The organism is Mycoplasmopsis bovigenitalium, from assembly GCF_900660525.1.
Lineage (GTDB): Bacteria > Bacillota_I > Bacilli_A > Mycoplasmatales > Metamycoplasmataceae > Mycoplasmopsis > Mycoplasmopsis bovigenitalium.
The window spans coordinates 347,552-370,307 of sequence record NZ_LR214970.1; the positions used below are offsets into that span (position 1 = coordinate 347,552).

Here is a 22,756-nt window from a genome sequence, read left to right on the forward strand (position 1 = left end):
CTAGTTATATTGTTCGTTTATTTTTTCAATTGTTGTTGAATCTGCACAAATTCTAATTGTTATTTTTTTGACGTTTTCAATTGAATATGAATCGATTTGGTAAATTGAGAAGATATTAAAATTATTTTTGATTTCATCGATTTTTGATGATATGTTTGCTTTAATATCTAGTTCAAATGTTATATCAATGGTTTTAAGAGGCGACTGGTTGTATGATTCAAAAGTAATGTCAATTTGATTTTTGATATCCATAAATTCAGCTACTCATAAGTTGTGTTGTGAGTATTTTGGATGAATCTGACCAATTCAACCAATCATCTGACCACCAAGCATAATTTTTGCTGATGTATTTGGATGAATATATTCATTATCTTTGAAAGGAATAAATTCAATTTCGTTATTTTTCAAATAGTTTATGATGTCTTGTTTGATTTCAAAGAAATCTTTAATATTTGAAATAAGGCCAATTGTATATTTGTTATTATTTATCATTCCAAATTCAAAAAATGAAAACTTATCAATTTTTCTTTTTAAATTATAGTCAGCGGCTTGAATCATTGATGATATTATTGAGTTTCTAATTTGTTCGCGTTCTTTTGACACAAACGTTTGTAATTTAATTGTATTTGGGAAATTAAATGGGTTTAAAAAGTTAGTTTGTTCGCTTTCTAATGTGAAGGTTCTTATCTCATTGTAGCCCATTGATTGAAGCAGATTTTTACTAATATCTCTTCGGTCTACTTTGAATGGAAGTAGTGTTGGTGCAATTGGTTCAAAATTAGTGTATCCATAAAATCTAAAGTATTCTTCAATGATATCCTCATAATTATTGATATCTTTTCGATAATTTGGAGCAATCAATCTGTTTTTATCCATTCGAAAACCAATAGTTTTTAATTTTTGTTCAACCTCATCAAAACGAGATAATTCTCTTATATCGCAGTTGGCGTAAAGTGCTAATTTGTGTCTATTTTGCAACACTGAATTACCGATTTTTTCAGAAGGCATTCCAACAATATTGCTGAATTGAACTTTATCAAGGTGAGCTTTATACTGTAAGTATTGCATACCAAAACGAACCATTTGACTATTAACACCACGCCCTGCTTGAATTGATGAAGCAGTATCAAATTTAATTTCTTTTGCTCCATGTCTAACTATTTTCGAGTCAAAAGAACCAATTTCAAAGGTAACATTTTCAGTTTTTTCATCAACTTTTGTATTTTCAAGACCCATAACAGAAGCTAATGAAATAGCCCCTTTTTTATTTGTGATTGCTAAAACATTGTTTACTTGTTGTGTTTTATCACCTAGTAGACAAACTTCGCCAGTAAATATTTCACAACCTAGTTTTGAACCAATTTTGTCTTTATCATAAGCATGAGTGGGTGCTCCAGTGTAAATAAGAGCTAGATTTGTAACATCAATTGCTCAAATATTTTTAGCTTCAACACCATGTTTTGCTAAAAATAACATATCTTTAAGCGAACTTTTTTTGTTTTTTGCATGAACATCTAAAAATGATAATGAATTGCAATTTTTCCTTGAAACACTAATTGTTGATTTGAATTTTGGCTTAATTGATTTGTTTTTTCAATTGAATCAGTCAAATTTTGTATTTAAATATGCAGCAATTTCTTGAGCAAGAACATAATATGAATTAGCATCAGGTCTATTTGCCGGAGTTGTTATATCAATAATATAGTCATCAAGGTCAAAATATTCAACTGGGTCTTTGTCAAGAGGTAATTTTTGATTTAGCATCATTAAATCTTCTTGATTGAAAGGTAATTTTGAAATATCGTAACCTAATTCTGAAAAATTGCATAGCATTCCTTGTGATTCAATGCCGGCCATTTTTTTAGCACCAAAAACTATTTCACCTTTTTGCGAACCAACAACAAATGCAGTTGTGTAGGCACCAACTTTTGCGTTTTTAGCATTAGTTTGAATTGTAATTTTTTCATCGTTTGCTAATTCAAGTTCAACAACTGTTAAATTTTTTGAATTTGGGTTAGGGTACACATTAATAACTTTTGCAAATTTTACACCTTTAACATCGCTCAAAGGAGTTATGCTTTCAACTTCGTAACCAAGATTGTTAATTACTTTTTCGATTGATAAATCAAGCTTGATATTGGGCATAAATTTATTTAATTCTTTAAGGGTAATAATCATATTATTTTTCCTTTCTCATTGAAAAATCAATTGATTTGGTTAATTTACTATTTACTTTTCTAAAAAAATTTGAGTCTTTAAATGATTGATTTGTGCGTGTGTATGATAGTGGTGAAGGATGCGAGGTATAAATTATTTGATTTTCGCTGATTTTGCCACTTTCGATCAAGGGTTTTATAAATTGATAAGACTGCTTACCTCATAATCCAAAAATTACATTCTGATTTATATTAGCAATAAATTCAATTAATTTAAAAACAAATTGCTGTCAACCTATATCATTATGCGAGTTAGCCTTAAATTCTTCAACTGTTAAAACAGTGTTGATTAATAAAACTCCTTGTTTAGCTCAAAAATCCAATGAATAAGTTTCAAAAATACTGTTTGGATAATCTTTTTTAACTTCTTTAATTATGTTAGCTAAACTTTTTGGGCATTTTTTCAATCTTGTGCTGAATGCTAAGCCATCAGCTTGATTAGGATTGTGATATGGGTCTTGACCAATGATTATTAATCTAGTTTCATTGGGTTCAAAAAACGTTAGAGCTCTAAATCAATCTGATTTTTTTGGTCAAATAACATTATTTTTAGATGAATTATTAACTTTTTCTAAAATTAATTTGAAATAATCCTGCTTTGACTCATTTTCAAGAAAATCGTAAAATTTATTTTTCTTTGTAAAACTGTTTAAGTGTTCGCAAATCATTATTGTAAAATTCCCGAATATCTTTAATGTTGTATTTAATCATCGCTAGCCTTTCAATACCCATTCCAGCGGCAAATCCATTGTATTTTTTATTGTCATAGCCGGCCAATTTCATGACATTTGGGTGCAACATTCCAGCTCCTAGCACTTCAATTCAACGGTTTTTGTAAAAAATATCTACTTCAACACTTGGCTCAGTAAAAGGGAAGAAACTTGGACGCAATCTTAATTCTAATTCTTCTTCAAAAACATAACTTAAAAGTGATTTAAGAGTTCAAATTAAATTAGGGAACGAAACATTACCAACGCTTACAAAATCTAGTTGCGTAAATTGGTGTGAGTGTGTTGCGTCATCTTCGTCATTTCGATAAACTTTTCCAATAGCAAAATTATTTAATGGTTTATTTGCGTTTTTTTCAAGTTCAAGTGCACTAATTCCAGTATTGTGAGTACGTAATAATGTTGTTGGATTTAAGTATAATGAATCATGCATTGCTCTTGCTGGGTGGTCTGAGGGCATGTTAAGTTTTTCAAAGTTGTAATAATCTGAAACGATTTCGCCTTCTTTTGATTCAAAATAACCATTTTGAATAAATCAATCTCTTAGTCGATTTTCAATGATAGTTATTGGGTGCAGTGAGCCAGTTGCATTAACCGGTTTAGTTACATCAATAAATGATTCATTTATTAATTTTTCGATTTTTTGGTTTTCTAGTTTTAGTTCAATTTCTTTAAATTTTGCCTCATATTCATTTTTTAGTTGGTTGATTTTTTGACCTTGTTGTTTTTTTTCTTCAATTGAGGCAGTTTTAAGTTTTTGTTGCAACTCAAAAATGTCGCCCTCTTTTGAAAATACTTTACTTTTGGCAATTTTTAAGTCTTCAAAACTCTTGATTTCTTCTCAAATTATTTTCATTATTTTTTACCTTTCCTTGTTTCGATACTTTTGTAATAATTAACAATTTTATCTATATCATTTCAATCAGGTTTGAAAAATTTTTCATTAACTTGTTTTGGCAAATAATTTTGATTAATTCAGTTGCCTTCATAATCATGAGGTCACTTATAACCAACACCATTACCAAGTTTGCTTGCTGATGAATAGTGTGCTTCTTTTAATATTTTTGGCACATCATAAACATTTCCTTGTTCAATGTATGATTGAACATTTTTCATTGCCTTATATGTGCTTGCACTTTTTGGACTCAATGCCATATAGCAAATTAAATAAAATATTGGTAAATTTGCCTCAGGAAATCCCAAGCGCTCAACTGCGTTAAGCGCTGCTTCAACACGAAGCGCTATATTTGGGTCTGCCAGTGCAATATCTTCATAAGCCACACAAGTTATGCGCCTAAAAAGCCCTTGATAATCGCCTGTTTTTAAAATTAAAGCCCCATAATAAAGCGAGGCATCAACATCAGAACCCCTTAACGATTTATGAAATGCTGAAAGATTATCATAATGTGCATCGCCATTCATGTCTGAATAAAAGTTGATGTTTGGTATTATTGTTTTTAAAAGTTGTTCATTTATTTCTTTGTCTTTTCCTAATAGAGCTAACATTTGTAAATTATTTAAGCAGAATCGATAATCGCCTGATGAATATTTAACAAGTTTTTCAATGTTGTCGTCATTTATTTTCAACTCGGGAAAGTAATTTTTAATTACATCTTTTATGCCTAAATACACTTGTTTTTCGTCTAATTTGTCAAATCGCAATATTTGCATTCTGCTTCTTAGAGCAGGGTTAACTCGAAAATATGGATTTTCGGTTGTTGTTGCATAAATAATTATTTTGTCAAATTCTAAATATGATAATAAAACATCTTGAACATTTTTAGTTAATCTGTGTATTTCGTCAATTATTATTATTTGATTATCTTGAAGTAACTCTAATAATCTATTTTTATTTTCAATACTTGCATTGAATAAGGCATATTTTAAATTCATTTCATTGGCTAGCGCACAAGCTGCTGATGTTTTACCAGTTCCTGACTCGCCATAAAATATAAAGCTTGTGGAAATTTTATTTTCTACAATTTTGCTCAATAATTTAACATTATTTTCTTGCCCTATAATTTGACTAAGAGTTTTTGGCCTTAATTCATTAGCTAAATTTTTCATATTAATATTTTAATAAATAAAGAATTTTTTTGTATAAAAATTATAAATTTTAATAATTCCTAAAAAAACCATTTGTAATTGAATTGGTAAGAGTTAATTTTCAATAAAATAATTAAAAAAAGCAAATGTGTTAACACTTGCATTTCTTTAATTATTTTTTAACATCTTCTTCAGTAAAGCCTTGGTCATTTTGTTGTTGCTGTTGCATTTGTTGAGCAATTAATTCAAATGCTTTATCGATTTCATCAAGTTTGGTTTTTAGTTCTGTGTAATTTTTATCATCTAGAAGTTTTTGAAGCTCAGCGATTTTTTCTTCAGTTTGTTTTGTTTGTTCTTCATTTATTTTGTCTTTATTTTCTTCAAGTGATTGTTTCATTTTTGCAATTAGAGTTTCGGCACGAACAATTGTTTGAATTTCTTCAGCGCGTTTTTCGTCTGCTTCTCTGTTTGCTTCGGCATCTTTAACCATTCTATCTATTTCAGCATCACTAATTTTTGATGAATTTTCAATAATTTTGCTTTCTTGTTTACCAGATTTAACATCTTTTGCAGAAACTGTTGTAATACCATTAGCATCAATTGTGAATGAAACTTCAATTTGAGGCACTCCTCTTGGGGCTGGATCAATTCCATTTAGGTCAAATGTACCTAGCGCTTTATTGTCTTTTGCTAATTTTCTTTCACCTTGAAGAATGTGAATTGTTACAGATGTTTGATTATCTGCTGCTGTTGTAAAGGTTTTTGTTCTTGTGGTAGGAATACGTGTATTTCTTTCGATTAATGGTGCAACAATTCCATGTTCTGTTTCAATACCCAATGTTAAAGGAGTAACATCAACAAGTAAAATATCATTAATATCACCCGCTAAAACAGCACCTTGAATAGCAGCTCCCATTGCCACAACTTCGTCAGGGTTAACTGATTTGTTTGGTTTTTTACCTAATTTTGTTTCAACTAATGTTTGAACAGCTGGCATTCTTGTTGAACCACCAACAAGTAAAACGTCACTAATATCAGCGATCGATAATTTAGCATCAGAAAGTGCTCTATCAATTGGTGATTTTGTTCTCTCTAATAAATGAGATGTCATTTGCTCAAATTCACTTCTTTTTAATGAAGCTTCAACGTTAATTGGTGCTTGTCCTTCAATAAAAATTAAGAAAGGAAGTGAAATATTTGCCATCATTGATGAAGAAAGGTCGATTTTTGCTTTTTCAGCCGCTTGTTTTAGGCGAGCCATCGCCATTTTATTTTCTCTAACATTGTAATTGTGATCTTTTTGAATTTTTTCAACTAGTCAATTAACTATTGCATTATCTCAGTCATCACCACCTAACTCATTATCACCGGCAGTTGATAGAACTTCGAATGTTCCATCAGCTAATTCCAAGATTGAAACGTCAAATGTTCCACCACCAAGGTCGAAAACTAAAACCTTTTTCTCTGAATCGGTTTTATCTAGACCAAAACTAAGTGCTGCTGCGGTAGGTTCGTTAATTATTCTTAATACTTCAAGACCAGCAATTTTACCTGCTAATTTGGTTGATTCACGTTGCGCGTTATTGAAATAAGCGGGAACAGTAATTACTGCTTTATCAACTTTGTGGCCAATTTTTTCTTCTGCATATTTTTTAAGGTTAGCTAATATCATTGCAGAAATTTCCTCTGGTTTATATTCTTTTCCATTAGCTTTTACTGTTTTATTTGTACCCATTAGTCTTTTAATTGAAGCAATAGTGTCTGGGTTTGTTTCGATTTGGTTCTTTGCATTTTCACCAACGATTGTTTCGCCATCTTTGAAAGAAACAACAGATGGAGTAGTTCTTTTACCATTTAAGTTTTCAAGTACAACGGGAGTTCCATTATCAACAATAGAAACAACTGAGTTTGTTGTACCTAAGTCTATACCAATAATAATTTCTTTTGCCATAATAATTCCTTTCGAATGTTTCGATATATAAGTTAATTTTACCATAATTTAGCACTCAAACAATTAAACTGCTAATTTTTTATTTTTTCGTTTTTTGCTTAAAATAAGTGTTATTAGTAAAAGTAGGTTATAAAAAATAATTCATATTAGTATAGTTTTATTAGAAATTTGCCAATCTGCAACAATATTTATTGATAAAAAGTTGGCAATATTAATTAATCAATCAAGGGCAAAATATATTCAATGTAAAAAATGTGGACTTCATCAAAGTAAAATTGAAAAAAGATAGATAAATTCAAAGATTAAAGCAAAGAAAAATGAATAAATAATTCCTATTAAATTAATTTGTTTATTGAATTTTATTGACCACGTAATCATAAAAATATACATAGCAACACTTATTATAAGTACTTTTAAAAACGTATTTTTTAATTTATAAACATTGAAAATTTTATTAATTAATATAGTAACAAGTGTTGCAGTGTATGACAAAATGAAACTTTCGCTAATTATATTATTAAAATTAATTGTAAAAGTAACCAAGGCACATAACGCGAGTGATTTAAAGCTATCTAAATTAAATTTTTTTCTAAAAATATAAAATAAATAGGCTCTAAGAACTGGAATGTAGCTTGAAAGTGTGCAAACATAGTAAAAAATAATTGAATTAGTTAATATATTTAATAGTTTATATGTAAATTTGTTTTTTATTTTTTTGATAAGTCCAAATAATAAATTGAATAATATATCAATGTGAAATCCTGAAATAACAAGTAGGTGCACTATGTTGATTTGGGCAGATTTTTTAAGTATATCTCTTGAATGAGTATTTTGACCAAAAACAATCATTTTTCAATATTTTTGGAATAATTCACTACCCCTAGAAGTTAAATTTTCAATCAAATTATAGAATGAATAATTGGCTGAATAAATCCGGGTTACTACTGCTTTATTTATTATATTTGTAACATTGTTTGCAATATGAAAATTATTTATATTTTCTAATGCGTCTATATTTCCTTTAATTTCAACGCTTTGACCAACCTGAAGTGGATTTGCTGTAACATATTTATTTAAATAAATCAAAAAATTATTATTTTTTACATTTACTATGGCATATTTTTCTCCTGCTTTAACCACATACGCTTTCATTTCATAATGGCCTAATTCAATTTGTTGAGGTTTATCAATATATTTTTTAATTAAATAAAAGCTTGCGATAATTAAAATAAAAATTATTTTTTTAGGAAAAAAAGCAAAAATAAATAGGCATTTTAATATGTATAAAAATATCCAAAAGTATTGAGTTTCGAGGTTTTTGGTCAATGATAAATGCAATATTAGCGGACTTAAAATAACTAATATGTTAGTTATATTATTAATATATTTTGTAATTTTTTTAGAGTTGCTTGGCCAACGCCTTTTAATGATTCTAATTGCTGTCACGTTATTGATTCATTATCTTTTCTTAGTTTTAATACTTTTTGCGCAGTTGATTTAGTTATTCCATATAAAGTTAATTGATTTATGTTATTTAATTCTTTTCACTTTAAAAATGCCCCTTTATTCAAGTCATAAGGGATATAGATTTCACTATTTTTTAATATTTTTGAATCAAAATCTAGTTTGCTTAAATTTGCATTGTGTTTAGGGCCTGCTCTTTTTAAAATTGAATACAATTTTTCGCCAAAATTAACCTCAAATTCACCTGGATTATTAACTGCACCAGATATTTTTATTTTCAAGGTTTTTGATTTATTTGCAGATTTTAAATATGTACCCCTTTGGTCCAAGGTTAAAGAAAGGGATATACTGAATAACCCAACTGCCAATAATCCGCCTAATATTCACACTTTTTTCTTCATCGCTAAAAATTATGCAACATAAGAAATTTTGCTCAAAAAAGGAAAAAAATATAAAAAAAGCCTTGATTTTACAAGGCTTTGGATTAGAAAATTAAAGTTTTGGCTAATCCTTTGTTAGTAAATACATATGATGTGTTGCCATTAAATACTACATCAACTAATTCTGGATAGTCTATAAATGGGTTTCGATTTTTTTGGTGTTTATAAATTCCATTATTTCTGTCTAAATCAAACTGTGAAATTGGGTCTAGATAGTGTCATTTAAGCATTGTTTTTAAGAAATTTTTATTGATTTTGTTGCCTGAATCAAAAAATCTTTGTGCTGAACGATTGTGTCTGATGCTTTTGTCTTTATAAGTTAGGGCAAAGTATAAAAATGCTCTTGCAATATCCCCTTTGAATTCATCATTTGGCTCAACAACTTGCTCGCCATCTTCAACTCCCGCACCAAGTTTTGTGCCATTGCTTGAAATTATTTTGCCATTTTTAACTTCGCCAAATGGAAGGTTGCCATGAAGTGCATTAACTTGTTTATCAGAAGGTCAAACATGGTGCGCGTCGTTTTTCATTGGCGCTGCTTTTTTAAATCATGACTGAGCAACTAAGTGCTCTCTGTTCATTCCTAAACCTTCTCTATTACCTGTATCTGAATATTTACCAAATTCAAAGTTATATTTGTCGTTTCCATTCGGAATTTCAGTGTATATGTCAAGAACGCTGCCATCATTTTCATAGTATTTATCTACAAATGAATCACGATATGTGGTGTGTAATTGATCATAACCACCAGTTTTGTTTCTATGGGCTTTTTGAATTTCAAAAAGAGCATCAATTAATTCCTGACCGCTTTTGCCTTCTAATGATGCATAAAAGTTGCTATTTGTATATTCAACTTGTTTTGCTTCATTGATTGATTTTGCAACAATTTTAGAGCTTTTTTCATGTTTTGGATTATTTTCAACATTGCTTATTGAAGTGGTGCCTTGGTCATTATTTGGATCTTGGTCTACTGGAAAATCGTCTTGATGGGTTTCAATTCCGTTTGGATTCTTTTCAAGTTTAAATACTGAAGTATAAACATTTTCGCTAACGTAAGGCGGTTTATTTTTGCCTTTGTATTTAGTAACTTTGTAATAAATGGTTAATTCGTTATCATTAATTTTAAAATCAATTAAATCATTTGTCTTTTTGTCGCCTTGTTTCATTGACTGGTTAGCATAATTGAATTTGCCTTGATCTCTAAGTCTAAAAATAAGCTTAGCGGCAGCTCATCCATCTTTGCCTTTTGGCTTTTCTGGTGCATAAACAATACCTCTTTTAGAGAAGGCAAAAAATAATTTATTTGTTTTTAAAATTTCAAGCACATTCCCTTCAAAGCCTTCAACAAGAATTAATCCTTGGTTTTGTTTTTCAGCTATTTCGGCAAATTTAGGGTCTTTGCTTCTTAAATTTGGCTCGCTTTGAATGGTGTGAGTTTTTGAAGGTTGCTTGATTTTATTAGTGTTTTGTCCATTTCCGCCAGTATTTGAAGAACCTGCATCATTTTGGGGATCTTTTTCTGGGGTTGTTACTTGTTTTTGAGGTTTTTTTGTTTGTTCAACTTTTTTACATGATATTGAAACAATGCTTGTTGAAATAACAGCAATGGGACTAATTGCCAGCATTAATTTAAATTTGTTCATTAATCTCCTAGGAATTTGAAATTTAAAAAATTCTTTCTTTAATTATATTAAAAAATCATTTAACTTATTTTTTGCACGTTTTAAAGCAGATTAATTGAATAAAAATAATGGAAATATTATGAAATAATAGTTGAATATAGGTGACATAAAACAGAAAATAAAAAACTCAGAGCACTGAGTTTGATTGATTATTTACCGTTTTTTGAAATTTCAACAAGGTTTGAAAATACTTTAGGTTCGTTGATTGCTAATTCTGAAAGCATTTTTCTGTTGATTGTAATGTTTGCTTTTTTAAGTCCGTTAATAAATTGTGAATATGAAACACCTTCTGCTCTAGTAGCAGCATTAATACGAGCGATTCATAGTTTTCTAAAGTTACGTTTTACTTGTTTACGGTCTCTAAATGCATATGTTCAAGATTTAACAACTGCTTGTTTAGCAACTTTGTAACCTATTGATTTGTGTCCAAAATATCCTTTAGCTAATTTTAGTCATTTTTTTCTTCTAGCTCTTGTAACTGTTCCGCCTTTAACTCTCATAATTTCCTTCTTCCTTTATTGTGAATTGTGAATAAAATCTATTAAAATAGACCTTTAAATCTTTTGATGTCAGATGCGTGCATTTGAACAGATTTACGTGCTTGACGTTTTTGTTTTGTGGTTTTATTTTGGGCTAGATGTGAACGGTATGCTTGCTCTCTTAAAACTTTACCTGTACCAGTAATTTTGATACGTTTTTTTAGAGCACTTTTTGTCTTCATTTTAGGCATATTGACTCCTTTATTCTTCGTCGTTTTCATCAGAATCTGACTCAGAATTGTTTTGTTCTGTATTTTTATCTACTATGTTCTGTATTTTTATCTACTATGTTGTTTTCCTTTTTATATTTAGCAACTTTAATTTTATTTGGTTGTAAATAAAAGTCAAGGAATTTACCGTTAATTAATGTTGCTTCTTTAGTGATTTCCGCTATATCTTCAAGTAAAGCATAGAATCTATTTAATGTGTCATGACCTAATTCTGGTCTAGCAGCTTCTCTACCACGGAATTTTAAACTAACTTTTAGTCTATCACCGTCAAGTAAAAATTCTCTAGCTTTTCTTGCTTTAGTTTTTAAATCATGTTCGCCAATCATAACTGTCAAACGAATTTGACGGTTTTGAATTACGGTTTGCTTTTCTTTAGCAGCTTTTTGTTTTTTCTTTCTTTCATACTTGAATTTGCCATAATCTAGAATTCTGGCAATTGGTTTTGGTTCTACACTAATTAAAACCAAGTCCATTCTATACTCTCTAGCAATCTCAATTGCTTCGCGAGTTGGTGTAACGCCAATTTTGTCCCCTTCAGGTCCAATTAAAAAGACTTTTGAAAAAGGGATATTGCCGTTAATCATGTGTTCAGCTGCTGGCTTTTTATTTTTAGTATTTGTTGGTTGAATAATTAACTCCTTAAATAATAGATAAATGTAAAAATAAAAGTGGTATCCCACTTCTAAACTACGATCAAAAGAGATTTTAATTGTAGCTAGAAACCCAAGGCTATGGCCATCAGGTGAGATGTTATCTACTTTCTGCAATTAAATATTGCTTTTATATTTTAACACTTTTATTAAATAATTTAGAAAATTAATTATTTTCCTTATACGAATAAAAATGAATTGAATTAGTAAAATTAAATAACAAAACTTACTATTATTTTTTCTGCTTTTTTGATTATTTTGTATCCAAATTCATCGCTATGTTCATCTAAATATTTTATAACTTGGTGATACAATTCGTTATCTTCATTGTCAATAAATTTGACTTCAACTTCGTTAGCACCCTTTTCTCAAGCATCATCTAATTCAAGTTCGAAATTACAAATTGCTTGTTTGATGTTTTGGTAGTTTCCTAAAATTATTTCAATCATATTTCTCCTTTACCATTTTTTACATAAAATTCAGGCAATTATTCTTTTAATTCTGCTTGCTGTATAGCGTTTCGATACACAAGCATTAACAAAAGAATTATAATCTGGTTGATTAGCATTTTTTAGTAATAAATTTTCAATGCCTTCAGAAACCAATTTTACCTTTTTCAATTTATTTATGTTTGTATTGGTCAAAATCTTAATAAATTTTTTATAGTATTTATCAATAAAGCGTGGGTGCTTTATTTTCATTGGTGAAAACTGCGATATTGATTCATTGTTGCGCAATTTATTGCGTAATAACGATGCTGAGGCATAATTATCAATTGTTGTTTCACTATGAAAAGCAATATTTCTCTCCAATGAGTAAGGTGTGATATTGTAATCATTAAAAATTATTGTTTTTATATACTCAAAACCTAAAATATCATTAGGCATAGTGAAGTTTTTTCCCGTTAATTCTTGCAATGCACAACTAAAAGCTTTGGGATATGCTAATTTCTCTTTACGAATATATTTACGAATGATTTGGTCAAAATTTTGTTGGTTTTTTTTAAGAGTTTTTGCAATAAAAATCATCTGCTCAATATCATTAGATTCGGAACCAAAAACAATTTTATCAACTCCTGCTTTATATAATTTTTTAATAGCATTTTGAGCAAATATATGGGCGGCTTGAACACCTTGTTCGAAGTTTAGCTTTAAAACTTTATTTACTCCATATTTTTTTGCTATTGCTTTGCGTTTAGCAAAACTAGTGATGGTTAACTCGCCCCGCTGACTGAATTTATCAGTCATGACAACAATAATTTTCTCGTTAGGGAAATTCTCTTTTATTCAATTTAACTGGCGAATATGACCATTATGAAATGGATTATATTCTGCGACAATTCCAATAGCCATATTACTCCTTTTATTTATTAATTTTAAATAAAAAATCAATCTAAAAAAGCAATTAAAAAATATTATTAAATATCCTTATTTTTTTCAATGAACTTATTGAATGAAAGTTTATGTTGTAGCACTAAAGATTATCAATTTGTCATTAATTTATAATTATTTTTTTTGTGATTTGATTCCCAAAACTTCCAAAAATAAAAAGTTTTGTGATTTGATTCCTAAAACTTTTAAATAGAAAAAAGTGGTTTATAATATAAATATTAAGGGTAAATATGGTTGAAAGTAACAAACAATTAAAATCAAGAGATATATATCTTAGTCAATTAATTGAATTCAAGGATAAAGAACCAATTAAGGTTATTACTGGTATTAGAAGGTCTGGTAAGTCAAGTTTATTAAAACTAATGCAAGAACATCTTTTGGATAATGGCGTTAAGGAAAAACAAATTATTTCAATGAATTTTGAATCTTTTGATTTTCAGAGTATGAATTATACCGATTTGTATGAGTATGTAAAAAACCGAATAGTTAAAGGCAAAAGGTCTTATTTGTTTTTTGATGAGCTCCAACGAATTGATAAATGAGAAAATGCTATAAACGCATTTCGTGTTGACTTTGATTGTGATATTTATATTACTGGTTCTAATTCATACTTATTATCAACCGAATATTCTACATATTTGGCAGGTAGATATGTAGAAATTAAAATGTATCCGCTGTCATTTAAAGAATTTATTGATTTTCATGGTTTTAAATTAGTTGAATATAAAACACTGCTTGGCAATAATAAAAAAAGAGCTTTGAATGCAAATGATGAAATTGTTGAAATTAATGACTTATTTGATGCTTACTTAAGATATGGCGGGATGCCTGGAATAATGGATATTGGACTTGAACAAAATAAAGTACTAACACTTTTAGATGGTGTATATTCAACAGTAATTATAAGAGACATTCTTCAGCGACACAGAAAAAGCCAATTAAGTCAAATCTCTGACACAGAGTTATTGAGAAAGATTGTATTATTTTTGGCAGATAATATTGGCAACAATACTTCAATTAATTCAATTAGCAATGTCTTGTTATCTCAAAATATGCTTCAACAAGTTCAAAAATCATCTAAACCAGCTACCAAAACTATTTCATCTTATGTTGCCTCACTAAAGGAATCGTTTTTATTTTATGAAGTAAAACGTTTTGATATAAAAGGAAAAGAATATTTAAGCACACTTGGTAAATACTACATAGTTGATATCGGATTAAGAAATTATTTACTTGGATTTAGAGATAGAGATAAAGGTCATATTCTTGAAAATATTGTTTATTTTGAACTATTAAGAAGAGGTTATGATGTTTGCATTGGCAAAATAAATGATTTAGAAGTTGATTTTATAGCAACAAAACCTGATGAAAAAATTTATATTCAAGTTAATCAAAGCATGAAAAATGAATCAGTAAGAGATAGAGAACTTAATGCATTGCAAAAAATAAACAATAATTATCGAAAAATGATTATTAGTTTAGATAAATTAATCGATGATGAATTCAATGGCATTGAAATTGTTGATTTAATTGAATGGTTGCTAAAATAGCAATAAATTAAAATGTGCGTTTTTGATGTTTAACGCACATTTTATTTTCGCAATTTTCTAAATGCCCTTAATGAATTCACTTATATACGACTTAAATTTTTCAATTTTATCATGTTGCTGATTAAAGAAAGGAAAGCCAATAATTTTATATTGGTCAGAAAGCAGTCCGCTAATATGATTTTTTTCTTCAATTTCCATTAAAAATTCTTCTTTTCATGGGTCTTTTTCAAGTATGTGCTGACCTTTTGGTTCAATGAATGCTTGATATGTTGTTTCCTCATAAATTGTTTTTCTTTTAATAAATAATAAAAAGTCTGGCTCAAATCTTTGGCCTTTATCAAATGAATAGATAGCTAATTCAGGAATTCTTTCATTTCTTACAACATAGTACTCTAGGTCTTTATTTTTGAGCATCGGTTCAATATCGCTTTTAAAGTGTTTGATAAATAATTTTTCTTCGCTTGTGCCATAATTATCATTAAACACATATCAATTTTCTTTTGATAAATCAAGTTGATAAGCATTATTAGTACAATTATTTTGTGAATCACCCTTACCACCATTATTATCAATAGTTTGGAGATTAATAATTTTATCTTTTAATACTTCGCTAAGCTGCTTAGCTACAAATTCTGTTGAACCCTCATATTGTGGTTTTAAATTTAAAATATGTGATGCAATGTTTGCTAAAGCGTTTTTAACGGCAAAAAATATTGTTTTAGCACTTAAATTGCCCGAATATGTGATACTTATATTTGAGTTACCAATAAATTCGTCAGAAGTTAAAAACTCTTTAGTTGATTTTAAATTAGTAAATTTTTCTTTTAAAACATTAAAACTTAACTCGTTATAACATTCAATAGCACCCAAAAGAATGTTATAACTAATGTCTTTTAGTTTGATATTTGTTACATTTACATTCAAATTATTGTTTGAATAATCATCACCAAATAAATTTGATATATAACCTGAATTTTTAACATCAGTATAATCATAAGTTTTGTTTCTAATGCTTGATTCTAGAGAGTCTGGTTTACTTTTAGGTATTCTTTTATTTGAATAAACAAAGGTTTTTTTATAAAATTCGCTAGATTTAAATTCATCTTTTAGTCTATATTCTATTTTATTTTGCACTTCAGGTTGTAAACCGCTAGCAATTAAGGCTCTATGCAGTTCTGAGATATATTGTGAGTCATTTTTGCTATGAAAATACATAGTTTCTAAAATTCGATTTTTGTTTTCGATATCTTGGTCATATTTTCTTTTGAATTTGTCATCTTCATCATTGGTTGCAAATGGGCAATATCTAGCTCCCCGACCAATAAGTTGTGCTTCTTTAATTGTATAAGACCCAATTTTGCCTTTTCCGGCTTGTCGCGTATCATATAAGCGCACTATATCAAATAAATTTAATACATCCCAGCCCTCATTTAACATATCAACTGAAAAAATAATTCTGATTGGATTATTGGTGTCTTCTAATGAATTAACTAACAATTGTTTTTCTTTATTATCGTCAGAAGCTCCATTCATAATTATTGAATTTTCAACAGTAAATGAATTTTTAATTGATTGCTCTAATAATTCAAGAGTATTATCTTTTTGTTTAAAGTAATTGATAGCTTCATTTAATTTTTCAATGTTAAATAGCTCTAAATTCAACAATTCATAACTTGTTAAAGTTTTTATTTTGTTAAAAAATTCTTCATAAAAACTTTTCGATTCATTAATTCTTTGCGACTTAAGCATAATTACAGGTTTAATATTAAGTTTTAAGTCTGAAAAAAGAAATTTTCGATATTCACTCATTACTAATGCTATTAGCGTTCTTTGTCACAAATCACCAGAAGTAGCAAAATTTTGAAAATCTTTTGTATAGCCACTTTCCCTAAAATTTACAAGCGGATAGTTAAAGACAATTTTATCCTTGTATTTTTCAAGAACATTGCTATCTTTTAAATCACAAGTTGCCGTGAATTCAAGCATTATATTATCTTTATTTCTATTAAATGCATTCATAACTGAGATTTCTCAGTTTTTTAATTCAGATTCTTGGTCTATTGTTTTTTTCTTAGTAAATGAATTAATGTGATGGCTTTCATCAGAAATAAATACAACTTTATTGTCTTCAAATTGGTCAAATGTTATTTTATTTTCCTTTGGCTGCATTAAATCTAAGTGCAACTTTTGCGTGGTAGTAAAGACTATTTCAATATCATCACTAAGTATATTATTGGTAAAATTATCAACTTTTTTGATTTTTATATTATTGCCTAAATATTGAATATTTTCGTCAAATAAATATTTGCTAGATAATGGATTAATAAAGTTTTCAATTGTTTTTTCAAGCACATTGGTTTGATTGACAAAAAACAAAAATTTCCGATAACCTTTTGTATATAAATAAAGAATAAGTCCAGCCATTATAACAGTTTTACCACTCCCTGTTGCCATATGAAATAGTGAGTGAATTTGTTTATTATTTCTTAATTTACCATTTTCAAAATACAAAATAAAATTACTAAAAGCATCTTTTTGATACTCTCTTAAAATTATGTTTTTTGATAGTCCACTATTAATAATGTCGGGAAAATCAATACTTTTGCCATATTCTTTTAAAGTATTAATTTTTTCATATAAAAATTGTTCTTTTATATTATTTATCCCTATAAAATGAGTTGGTAAATGATTTATCAACTTCACTTATATTAAAATCTTCATCATCAATATCTGAGTAATTTACATATAGTTTATTTTTATCAACTAAACTAATAAGAGCTTTTTTCTTGTCAGTTAAATCTAAATTATCGAATTCTTTTTCAGCATTTATTAATTCTTCATTTGATATGTAAGGGACTATTCGATTATCTGAATATATTTTGGTTTTGATTTCATTGATATTATTTTCTTTAGAATCTAGGATTTGGTTAATTAAAGTTTGAGAGTTTTCTAAAAGCTCATAATAAACAAATGAACCTCCACCTTGTCATTTTACCGATTCAGAGATGCCGCCTTGTTCGCCTTTGATTACTTTTTTCATTCTTTCAACAGTTATATCTTGAATATAATCCATTTGCTCAATTCCTATGTATCTGCGATTCATTTTGTGAGCAACTGCCGCTGTTGTACCAGAACCTAAGAAAAAGTCAAGAACAATATCGTTTGGTTGAGTACACGATAATATTAAATTTTTTATTAGCAATTCTGGTTTTGGGTTGGAAAAAATACTTTGAATTGTATTAAATATTTTTTTGTTCTCATCGTCTGCATCTTGATTTTGCCCCCAATCCAACAATAAATCTGTTATAGCTTTTTCTTTTCCTTGTTCTTCTTCTGACAAATCTCTTCTAAGACCTAAATTCGCCGTTATAAAAATTAAATCATCTCTTACAAAATTATTGATATTTTCTTGTGTAGTTCTGAAATTTGCTTTTATTTTACAACTATTAATTGTTCTTCCATTTTCTAGATAAACATCATTAAGATATTCTATTGTCATACTTTTTGATGTATAACTTCCTTTTTTAATTTTATCCACATCAGCTTTTACTCTTATTCCCAATGGAAATTCAATAATTGATATTGGATTGCTAGCATTAATAATGGGCTTGTTATTATCTGAAATGCTATCTATTGTAAATTTACCAACATTTTTTTCATCTTTGGCGTACACCAATATGCTTTCCATTATTGCCGCTATTCTCGATAAAAATGATGGCTGTTTCTTTTTCTTTCAATGCAAGTGTCCTATAAAATTCTCTCTACCAAATATGTCATCTAATAAAATATTTAAATAGGGTAATTCTGATGTTCCAACCCCAGCATTTCTCGATGTATCCATTTGTACAAAAATCGCCCCATCATCACTTAGTAGTCTTCTAGCCAACTCTAGTCTATTTTTCATAAATACAAGTCAAGTTGAATGATTAAATGAGTCATTGTAGTTGAACGAATCATTCCCTGTATTATATGGCGGGTCAATATAAATGCACTTTACCTTGCCTTCATAGCGTTTAAGCAATGATGAAAGAGCAATTAAGTTATTGCCTTTAATTATTAAATTATCATTTTCATTAAGTGTGATATTTTCTTGAATACCATCTTTTGTATATCTTTTTGCATTAGTAAAAACTTTGGGAGCGAGCATTTTACTAATTTCTCCGCTGGCAATTACTTCATTATAAAGTATCTCGCGACGCTTTTGTTTGTCTTTTTCTTGCCCCCCCCCTATTAAGCAATCTTTATATGGAAAATCTAAAACAACATCATTTGTTTTAGAAATGAAATTGCCATTATGTGTTAAACCGATTTTGTTTGAATATTTAGTATATGAATCTGGCAAGAATTCTTTTGATTCAATAAATCAAGCAAATTTTTGTTTATCAAAAACCAATGAATTTTCAACATTAACAAAGAATGTCTCTTTTACTTGTTGATTTGCAATTAATAAAGCCAATAAATCTTTATCCATGTTCATAACATCACTATAAACACTTGTTTTTAATAATTTACCATCTTCTGATATATACTTTTCGTTTGTTAAAAGTAATTTAGAAACTATTTCAAAAATGTTATTCTTCATAACTTGCTCCCTTTCTAATTTGTAAAAATGATATGTATATTTATTAATTAATTAAATGATAGCAAAATTTTATTTGCTTTCATCAGCGTAAGTTAGAAAAGCTAAAAAACATTAAAAATATGCTTTTAGAAAAATGTTTGCAGACAAAAAAACACTGAAACCAGCTATTAGATTCAAGGAATTTACTAACGCTTGAGAACAGAGAAGGTTTAATGAATTACTAATTAAAATAGTTGATAAAGGTTATCCCCACATGCCAACCTTAACCGCTTCTGTAACTGGAGATGTATTTCGCAGAATCGATACAGGGTATAGTGTAAGCGTATCAAATGCAAGTTTAATGAACTATGTTCGAGTCTTAAAAAATTATTTCATACTTCACCTTTCATCATTTAGAAGCGGGTTAGCATTCTCTGATTTTGATGGTATTACTTCACCAGCATACTTAGTTTTAAGGCTAATTGGTCAAAATGTTCATAACCCAAAATACTGAAAACACTTTTTTAGAACTGAAACATTTATAAAATCATTAGTTCCATTCACATATGGATTAAGAGTTGGTAAAACAATTAATCTTGATGAGTTAAATGGTATTGAAATTGTTGATTTAATTGAATGGTTGCTGCAATAGCAATAAATTAAAATGTGCGTTTTTGATGTTTAACGCACATTTTATTTTCGCAATTTTCTAAATGCCCTTAATGAATTCACTTATATACGACTTAAATTTTTCAATTTTATCATGTTGCTGATTAAAGAAAGGAAAGCCAATAATTTTATATTGGTCAGAAAGCAGTCCGCTAATATGATTTTTTTCTTCAATTTCCATTAAAAATTCTTCTTTTCATGGGTCTTTTTCAAGTATGTGCTGACCTTTTGGTTCAATGAAAGCTTGATATGTTGTTTCTTCATAAATTGTTTTTCTTTTAATGAATAATAAAAAGTCTGGCTCAAATCTTTGGCCTTTATCAAATGAATAGATAGCTAATTCAGGAATTCTTTCATTTCTTACAACATAGTACTCTAGGTCATTATTTTTGAGCATCGGTTCAATATCGCTTTTAAAGTGTTTGATAAATAATTTTTCTTCGCTTGTGCCATAATTATCATTAAACACATATCAATTTTCTTTTGATAAATCAAGTTGATAAGCATTATTAGTACAATTATTTTGTGAATCACCCTTACCACCATTATTATCAATAGTTTGGAGATTAATAATTTTATCTTTTAATACTTCGCTAAGCTGCTTAGCTACAAATTCTGTTGAACCCTCATATTGTGGTTTTAAATTTAAAATATGTGATGCAATGTTTGCTAAAGCGTTTTTAACGGCAAAAAATATTGTTTTAGCACTTAAATTGCCCGAATATGTGATACTTATATTTGAGTTACCAATAAATTCGTCAGAAGTTAAAAACTCTTTAGTTGATTTTAAATTACTAAATTTTTCTTTTAAAACATTAAAACTTAACTCATTATAACATTCGATAGCACCCAAAAGAATGTTATAACTAATGTCTTTTAGTTTGATATTTGTTACATTTACATTCAAATTATTGTTTGAATAATCATCACCAAATAAATTTGATATATAACCTGAATTTTTAACATCAGTATAATCATAAGTTTTGTTTCTAATGCTTGATTCTAGAGAGTCTGGTTTACTTTTAGGTATTCTTTTATTTGAATAAACAAAGGTTTTTTTATAAAATTCGCTAGATTTAAATTCATCTTTTAGTCTATATTCTATTTTATTTTGCACTTCAGGTTGTAAACCGCTAGCAATTAAGGCTCTATGCAGTTCTGAGATATATTGTGAGTCATTTTTGCTATGAAAATACATAGTTTCTAAAATTCGATTTTTGTTTTCGATATCTTGGTCATATTTTCTTTTGAATTTGTCATCTTCATCATTGGTTGCAAATGGGCAATATCTAGCTCCCCGACCAATAAGTTGTGCTTCTTTAATTGTATAAGACCCAATTTTGCCTTTTCCGGCTTGTCGCGTATCATATAAGCGCACTATATCAAATAAATTTAATACATCCCAGCCCTCATTTAACATATCAACTGAAAAAATAATTCTGATTGGATTATTGGTGTCTTCTAATGAATTAACTAACAATTGTTTTTCTTTATTATCGTCAGAAGCTCCATTCATAATTATTGAATTTTCAACAGTAAATGAATTTTTAATTGATTGCTCTAATAATTCAAGAGTATTATCTTTTTGTTTAAAGTAATTGATAGCTTCATTTAATTTTTCAATGTTAAATAGCTCTAAATTCAACAATTCATAACTTGTTAAAGTTTTTATTTTGTTAAAAAATTCTTCATAAAAACTTTTCGATTCATTAATTCTTTGCGACTTAAGCATAATTACAGGTTTAATATTAAGTTTTAAGTCTGAAAAAAGAAATTTTCGATATTCACTCATTACTAATGCTATTAGCGTTCTTTGTCATAAATCACCAGAAGTAGCAAAATTTTGAAAATCTTTTGTATAGCCACTTTCCCTAAAATTTACAAGCGGATAGTTAAAGACAATTTTATCCTTGTATTTTTCAAGAACATTGCTATCTTTTAAATCACAAGTTGCCGTGAATTCAAGCATTATATTATCTTTATTTCTATTAAATGCATTCATAACTGAGATTTCTCAGCTTTTTAATTCAGATTCTTGGTCTATTGTTTTTTTCTTAGTAAATGAATTAATGTGATGGCTTTCATCAGAAATAAATACAACTTTATTGTCTTCAAATTGGTCAAATGTTATTTTATTTTCCTTTGGCTGCATTAAATCTAAGTGCAACTTTTGCGTGGTAGTAAAGACTATTTCAATATCATCACTAAGTATATTATTGGTAAAATTATCAACTTTTTTGATTTTTATATTATTGCCTAAATATTGAATATTTTCGTCAAATAAATATTTGCTAGATAATGGATTAATAAAGTTTTCAATTGTTTTTTCAAGCACATTGGTTTGATTGACAAAAAACAAAAATTTCCGATAACCTTTTGTATATAAATAAAGAATAAGTCCTGCCATTATAACAGTTTTTCCACTCCCTGTTGCCATATGAAATAGTGAGTGAATTTGTTTATTATTTCTTAATTTACCATTTTCAAAATACAAAATAAAATTACTAAAAGCATCTTTTTGATACTCTCTTAAAATTATGTTTTTTGATAGTCCACTATTAATAATGTCGGGAAAATCAATACTTTTGCCATATTCTTTTAAAGTATTAATTTTTTCATATAAAAATTGTTCTTTCATA

General features: G+C 28.2%; 18 protein-coding genes. 2 read left to right on the forward strand and 16 right to left on the reverse strand.

What is annotated here, in order from left to right; translation table 4 throughout:
• The 13 genes from EXC34_RS01520 to EXC34_RS01580 all read right to left on the reverse strand — a co-directional run bounded on the left by EXC34_RS01520 (nt 1) and on the right by EXC34_RS01580 (nt 13,298).
• Nucleotides 1–2,178, reverse strand: coding sequence for a phenylalanine--tRNA ligase subunit beta (locus EXC34_RS01520; RefSeq protein ID WP_129687628.1), 2,178 nt, complete (start codon nt 2,176–2,178; stop codon nt 1–3).
• 1 nt (nt 2,179) lies between these two features.
• Nucleotides 2,180–2,884 (reverse strand): uracil-DNA glycosylase, encoded by a 705-nt coding sequence (locus tag EXC34_RS01525; RefSeq protein WP_129687629.1) that lies wholly within the window; start codon nt 2,882–2,884, stop codon nt 2,180–2,182.
• Nucleotides 2,844–3,800, reverse strand: a complete 957-nt coding sequence (gene pheS, locus EXC34_RS01530) for a phenylalanine--tRNA ligase subunit alpha (RefSeq protein ID WP_129687630.1) — start codon at nt 3,798–3,800, stop codon at nt 2,844–2,846. Before pheS ends, EXC34_RS01525 begins: the two co-directional genes overlap by 41 nt.
• Nucleotides 3,800–5,011, reverse strand: coding sequence for an AAA family ATPase (locus EXC34_RS01535; protein WP_129687631.1), 1,212 nt, complete (start codon nt 5,009–5,011; stop codon nt 3,800–3,802). Before EXC34_RS01535 ends, pheS begins: the two co-directional genes overlap by 1 nt.
• A 151-nt stretch (nt 5,012–5,162) precedes the next feature.
• The gene (gene dnaK / locus EXC34_RS01540) at nt 5,163–6,941 is read right to left on the reverse strand and encodes a molecular chaperone DnaK (protein ID WP_129687632.1); all 1,779 of its coding nucleotides are present in this window, start codon (nt 6,939–6,941) and stop codon (nt 5,163–5,165) included.
• Between the two features lie 63 nt (nt 6,942–7,004).
• Entirely contained in the window at nt 7,005–8,387 is a 1,383-nt protein-coding gene (locus tag EXC34_RS01545) for an MAG0480 family ComEC-like protein (protein ID WP_408634011.1), read from the reverse strand.
• The gene (locus EXC34_RS01550) at nt 8,312–8,806 is read right to left on the reverse strand and encodes an MAG0490 family ComEA-like DNA-binding protein (protein ID WP_129687634.1); all 495 of its coding nucleotides are present in this window, start codon (nt 8,804–8,806) and stop codon (nt 8,312–8,314) included. Before EXC34_RS01550 ends, EXC34_RS01545 begins: the two co-directional genes overlap by 76 nt.
• 83 nt (nt 8,807–8,889) lie before the next feature.
• Nucleotides 8,890–10,488 carry an endonuclease gene (locus EXC34_RS01555; protein WP_246003942.1) on the reverse strand — a complete coding sequence of 533 codons (1,599 nt, stop codon included), beginning with the start codon at nt 10,486–10,488 and terminating at the stop codon, nt 8,890–8,892.
• 188 nt (nt 10,489–10,676) lie between these two features.
• Entirely contained in the window at nt 10,677–11,027 is a 351-nt protein-coding gene (rplT, locus tag EXC34_RS01560; protein ID WP_004419203.1) for a 50S ribosomal protein L20, read from the reverse strand.
• 41 nt (nt 11,028–11,068) lie between these two features.
• Nucleotides 11,069–11,257 carry a 50S ribosomal protein L35 gene (gene rpmI / locus EXC34_RS01565; RefSeq protein ID WP_004419201.1) on the reverse strand — a complete coding sequence of 63 codons (189 nt, stop codon included), beginning with the start codon at nt 11,255–11,257 and terminating at the stop codon, nt 11,069–11,071.
• Between the two features lie 65 nt (nt 11,258–11,322).
• Entirely contained in the window at nt 11,323–11,880 is a 558-nt protein-coding gene (gene infC, locus EXC34_RS01570; protein WP_129687952.1) for a translation initiation factor IF-3, read from the reverse strand.
• A gap of 278 nt (nt 11,881–12,158) precedes the next feature.
• Entirely contained in the window at nt 12,159–12,395 is a 237-nt protein-coding gene (locus tag EXC34_RS01575) for a hypothetical protein (RefSeq protein WP_004419197.1), read from the reverse strand.
• A 9-nt stretch (nt 12,396–12,404) separates the two neighbouring features.
• Nucleotides 12,405–13,298 carry a nucleotidyltransferase gene (locus tag EXC34_RS01580; protein WP_129687635.1) on the reverse strand — a complete coding sequence of 298 codons (894 nt, stop codon included), beginning with the start codon at nt 13,296–13,298 and terminating at the stop codon, nt 12,405–12,407.
• A 269-nt stretch (nt 13,299–13,567) separates the two neighbouring features.
• Between EXC34_RS01580 and EXC34_RS01585 the strand changes: the two genes are divergently transcribed.
• Nucleotides 13,568–14,887 carry an ATP-binding protein gene (locus EXC34_RS01585; protein WP_129687636.1) on the forward strand — a complete coding sequence of 440 codons (1,320 nt, stop codon included), beginning with the start codon at nt 13,568–13,570 and terminating at the stop codon, nt 14,885–14,887.
• Nucleotides 14,888–14,944: 57 nt separating this feature from the next.
• Here the strand turns inward: EXC34_RS01585 and EXC34_RS01590 are convergent, their stop codons facing one another.
• On the reverse strand, nt 14,945–17,590 hold the full coding sequence (locus tag EXC34_RS01590; protein WP_408634012.1) for a DEAD/DEAH box helicase family protein: 2,646 nt from the start codon (nt 17,588–17,590) through the stop codon (nt 14,945–14,947).
• Nucleotides 17,544–19,469, reverse strand: a complete 1,926-nt coding sequence (locus EXC34_RS01595) for a DNA methyltransferase (protein ID WP_129687637.1) — start codon at nt 19,467–19,469, stop codon at nt 17,544–17,546. Before EXC34_RS01595 ends, EXC34_RS01590 begins: the two co-directional genes overlap by 47 nt.
• 133 nt (nt 19,470–19,602) lie before the next feature.
• On the opposite strand from EXC34_RS01595, the gene EXC34_RS03680 reads away from it, so the two are divergent.
• Nucleotides 19,603–20,100 (forward strand): hypothetical protein, encoded by a 498-nt coding sequence (locus EXC34_RS03680; protein WP_197722236.1) that lies wholly within the window; start codon nt 19,603–19,605, stop codon nt 20,098–20,100.
• A gap of 57 nt (nt 20,101–20,157) precedes the next feature.
• Here EXC34_RS03680 and EXC34_RS01605 read toward each other — a convergent pair whose 3' ends face one another.
• Complete coding sequence (locus EXC34_RS01605; protein WP_129687638.1) at nt 20,158–22,755, reverse strand: DEAD/DEAH box helicase family protein; 2,598 nt, start codon at nt 22,753–22,755, stop codon at nt 20,158–20,160.
• Nucleotide 22,756 lies beyond the last annotated feature (1 nt).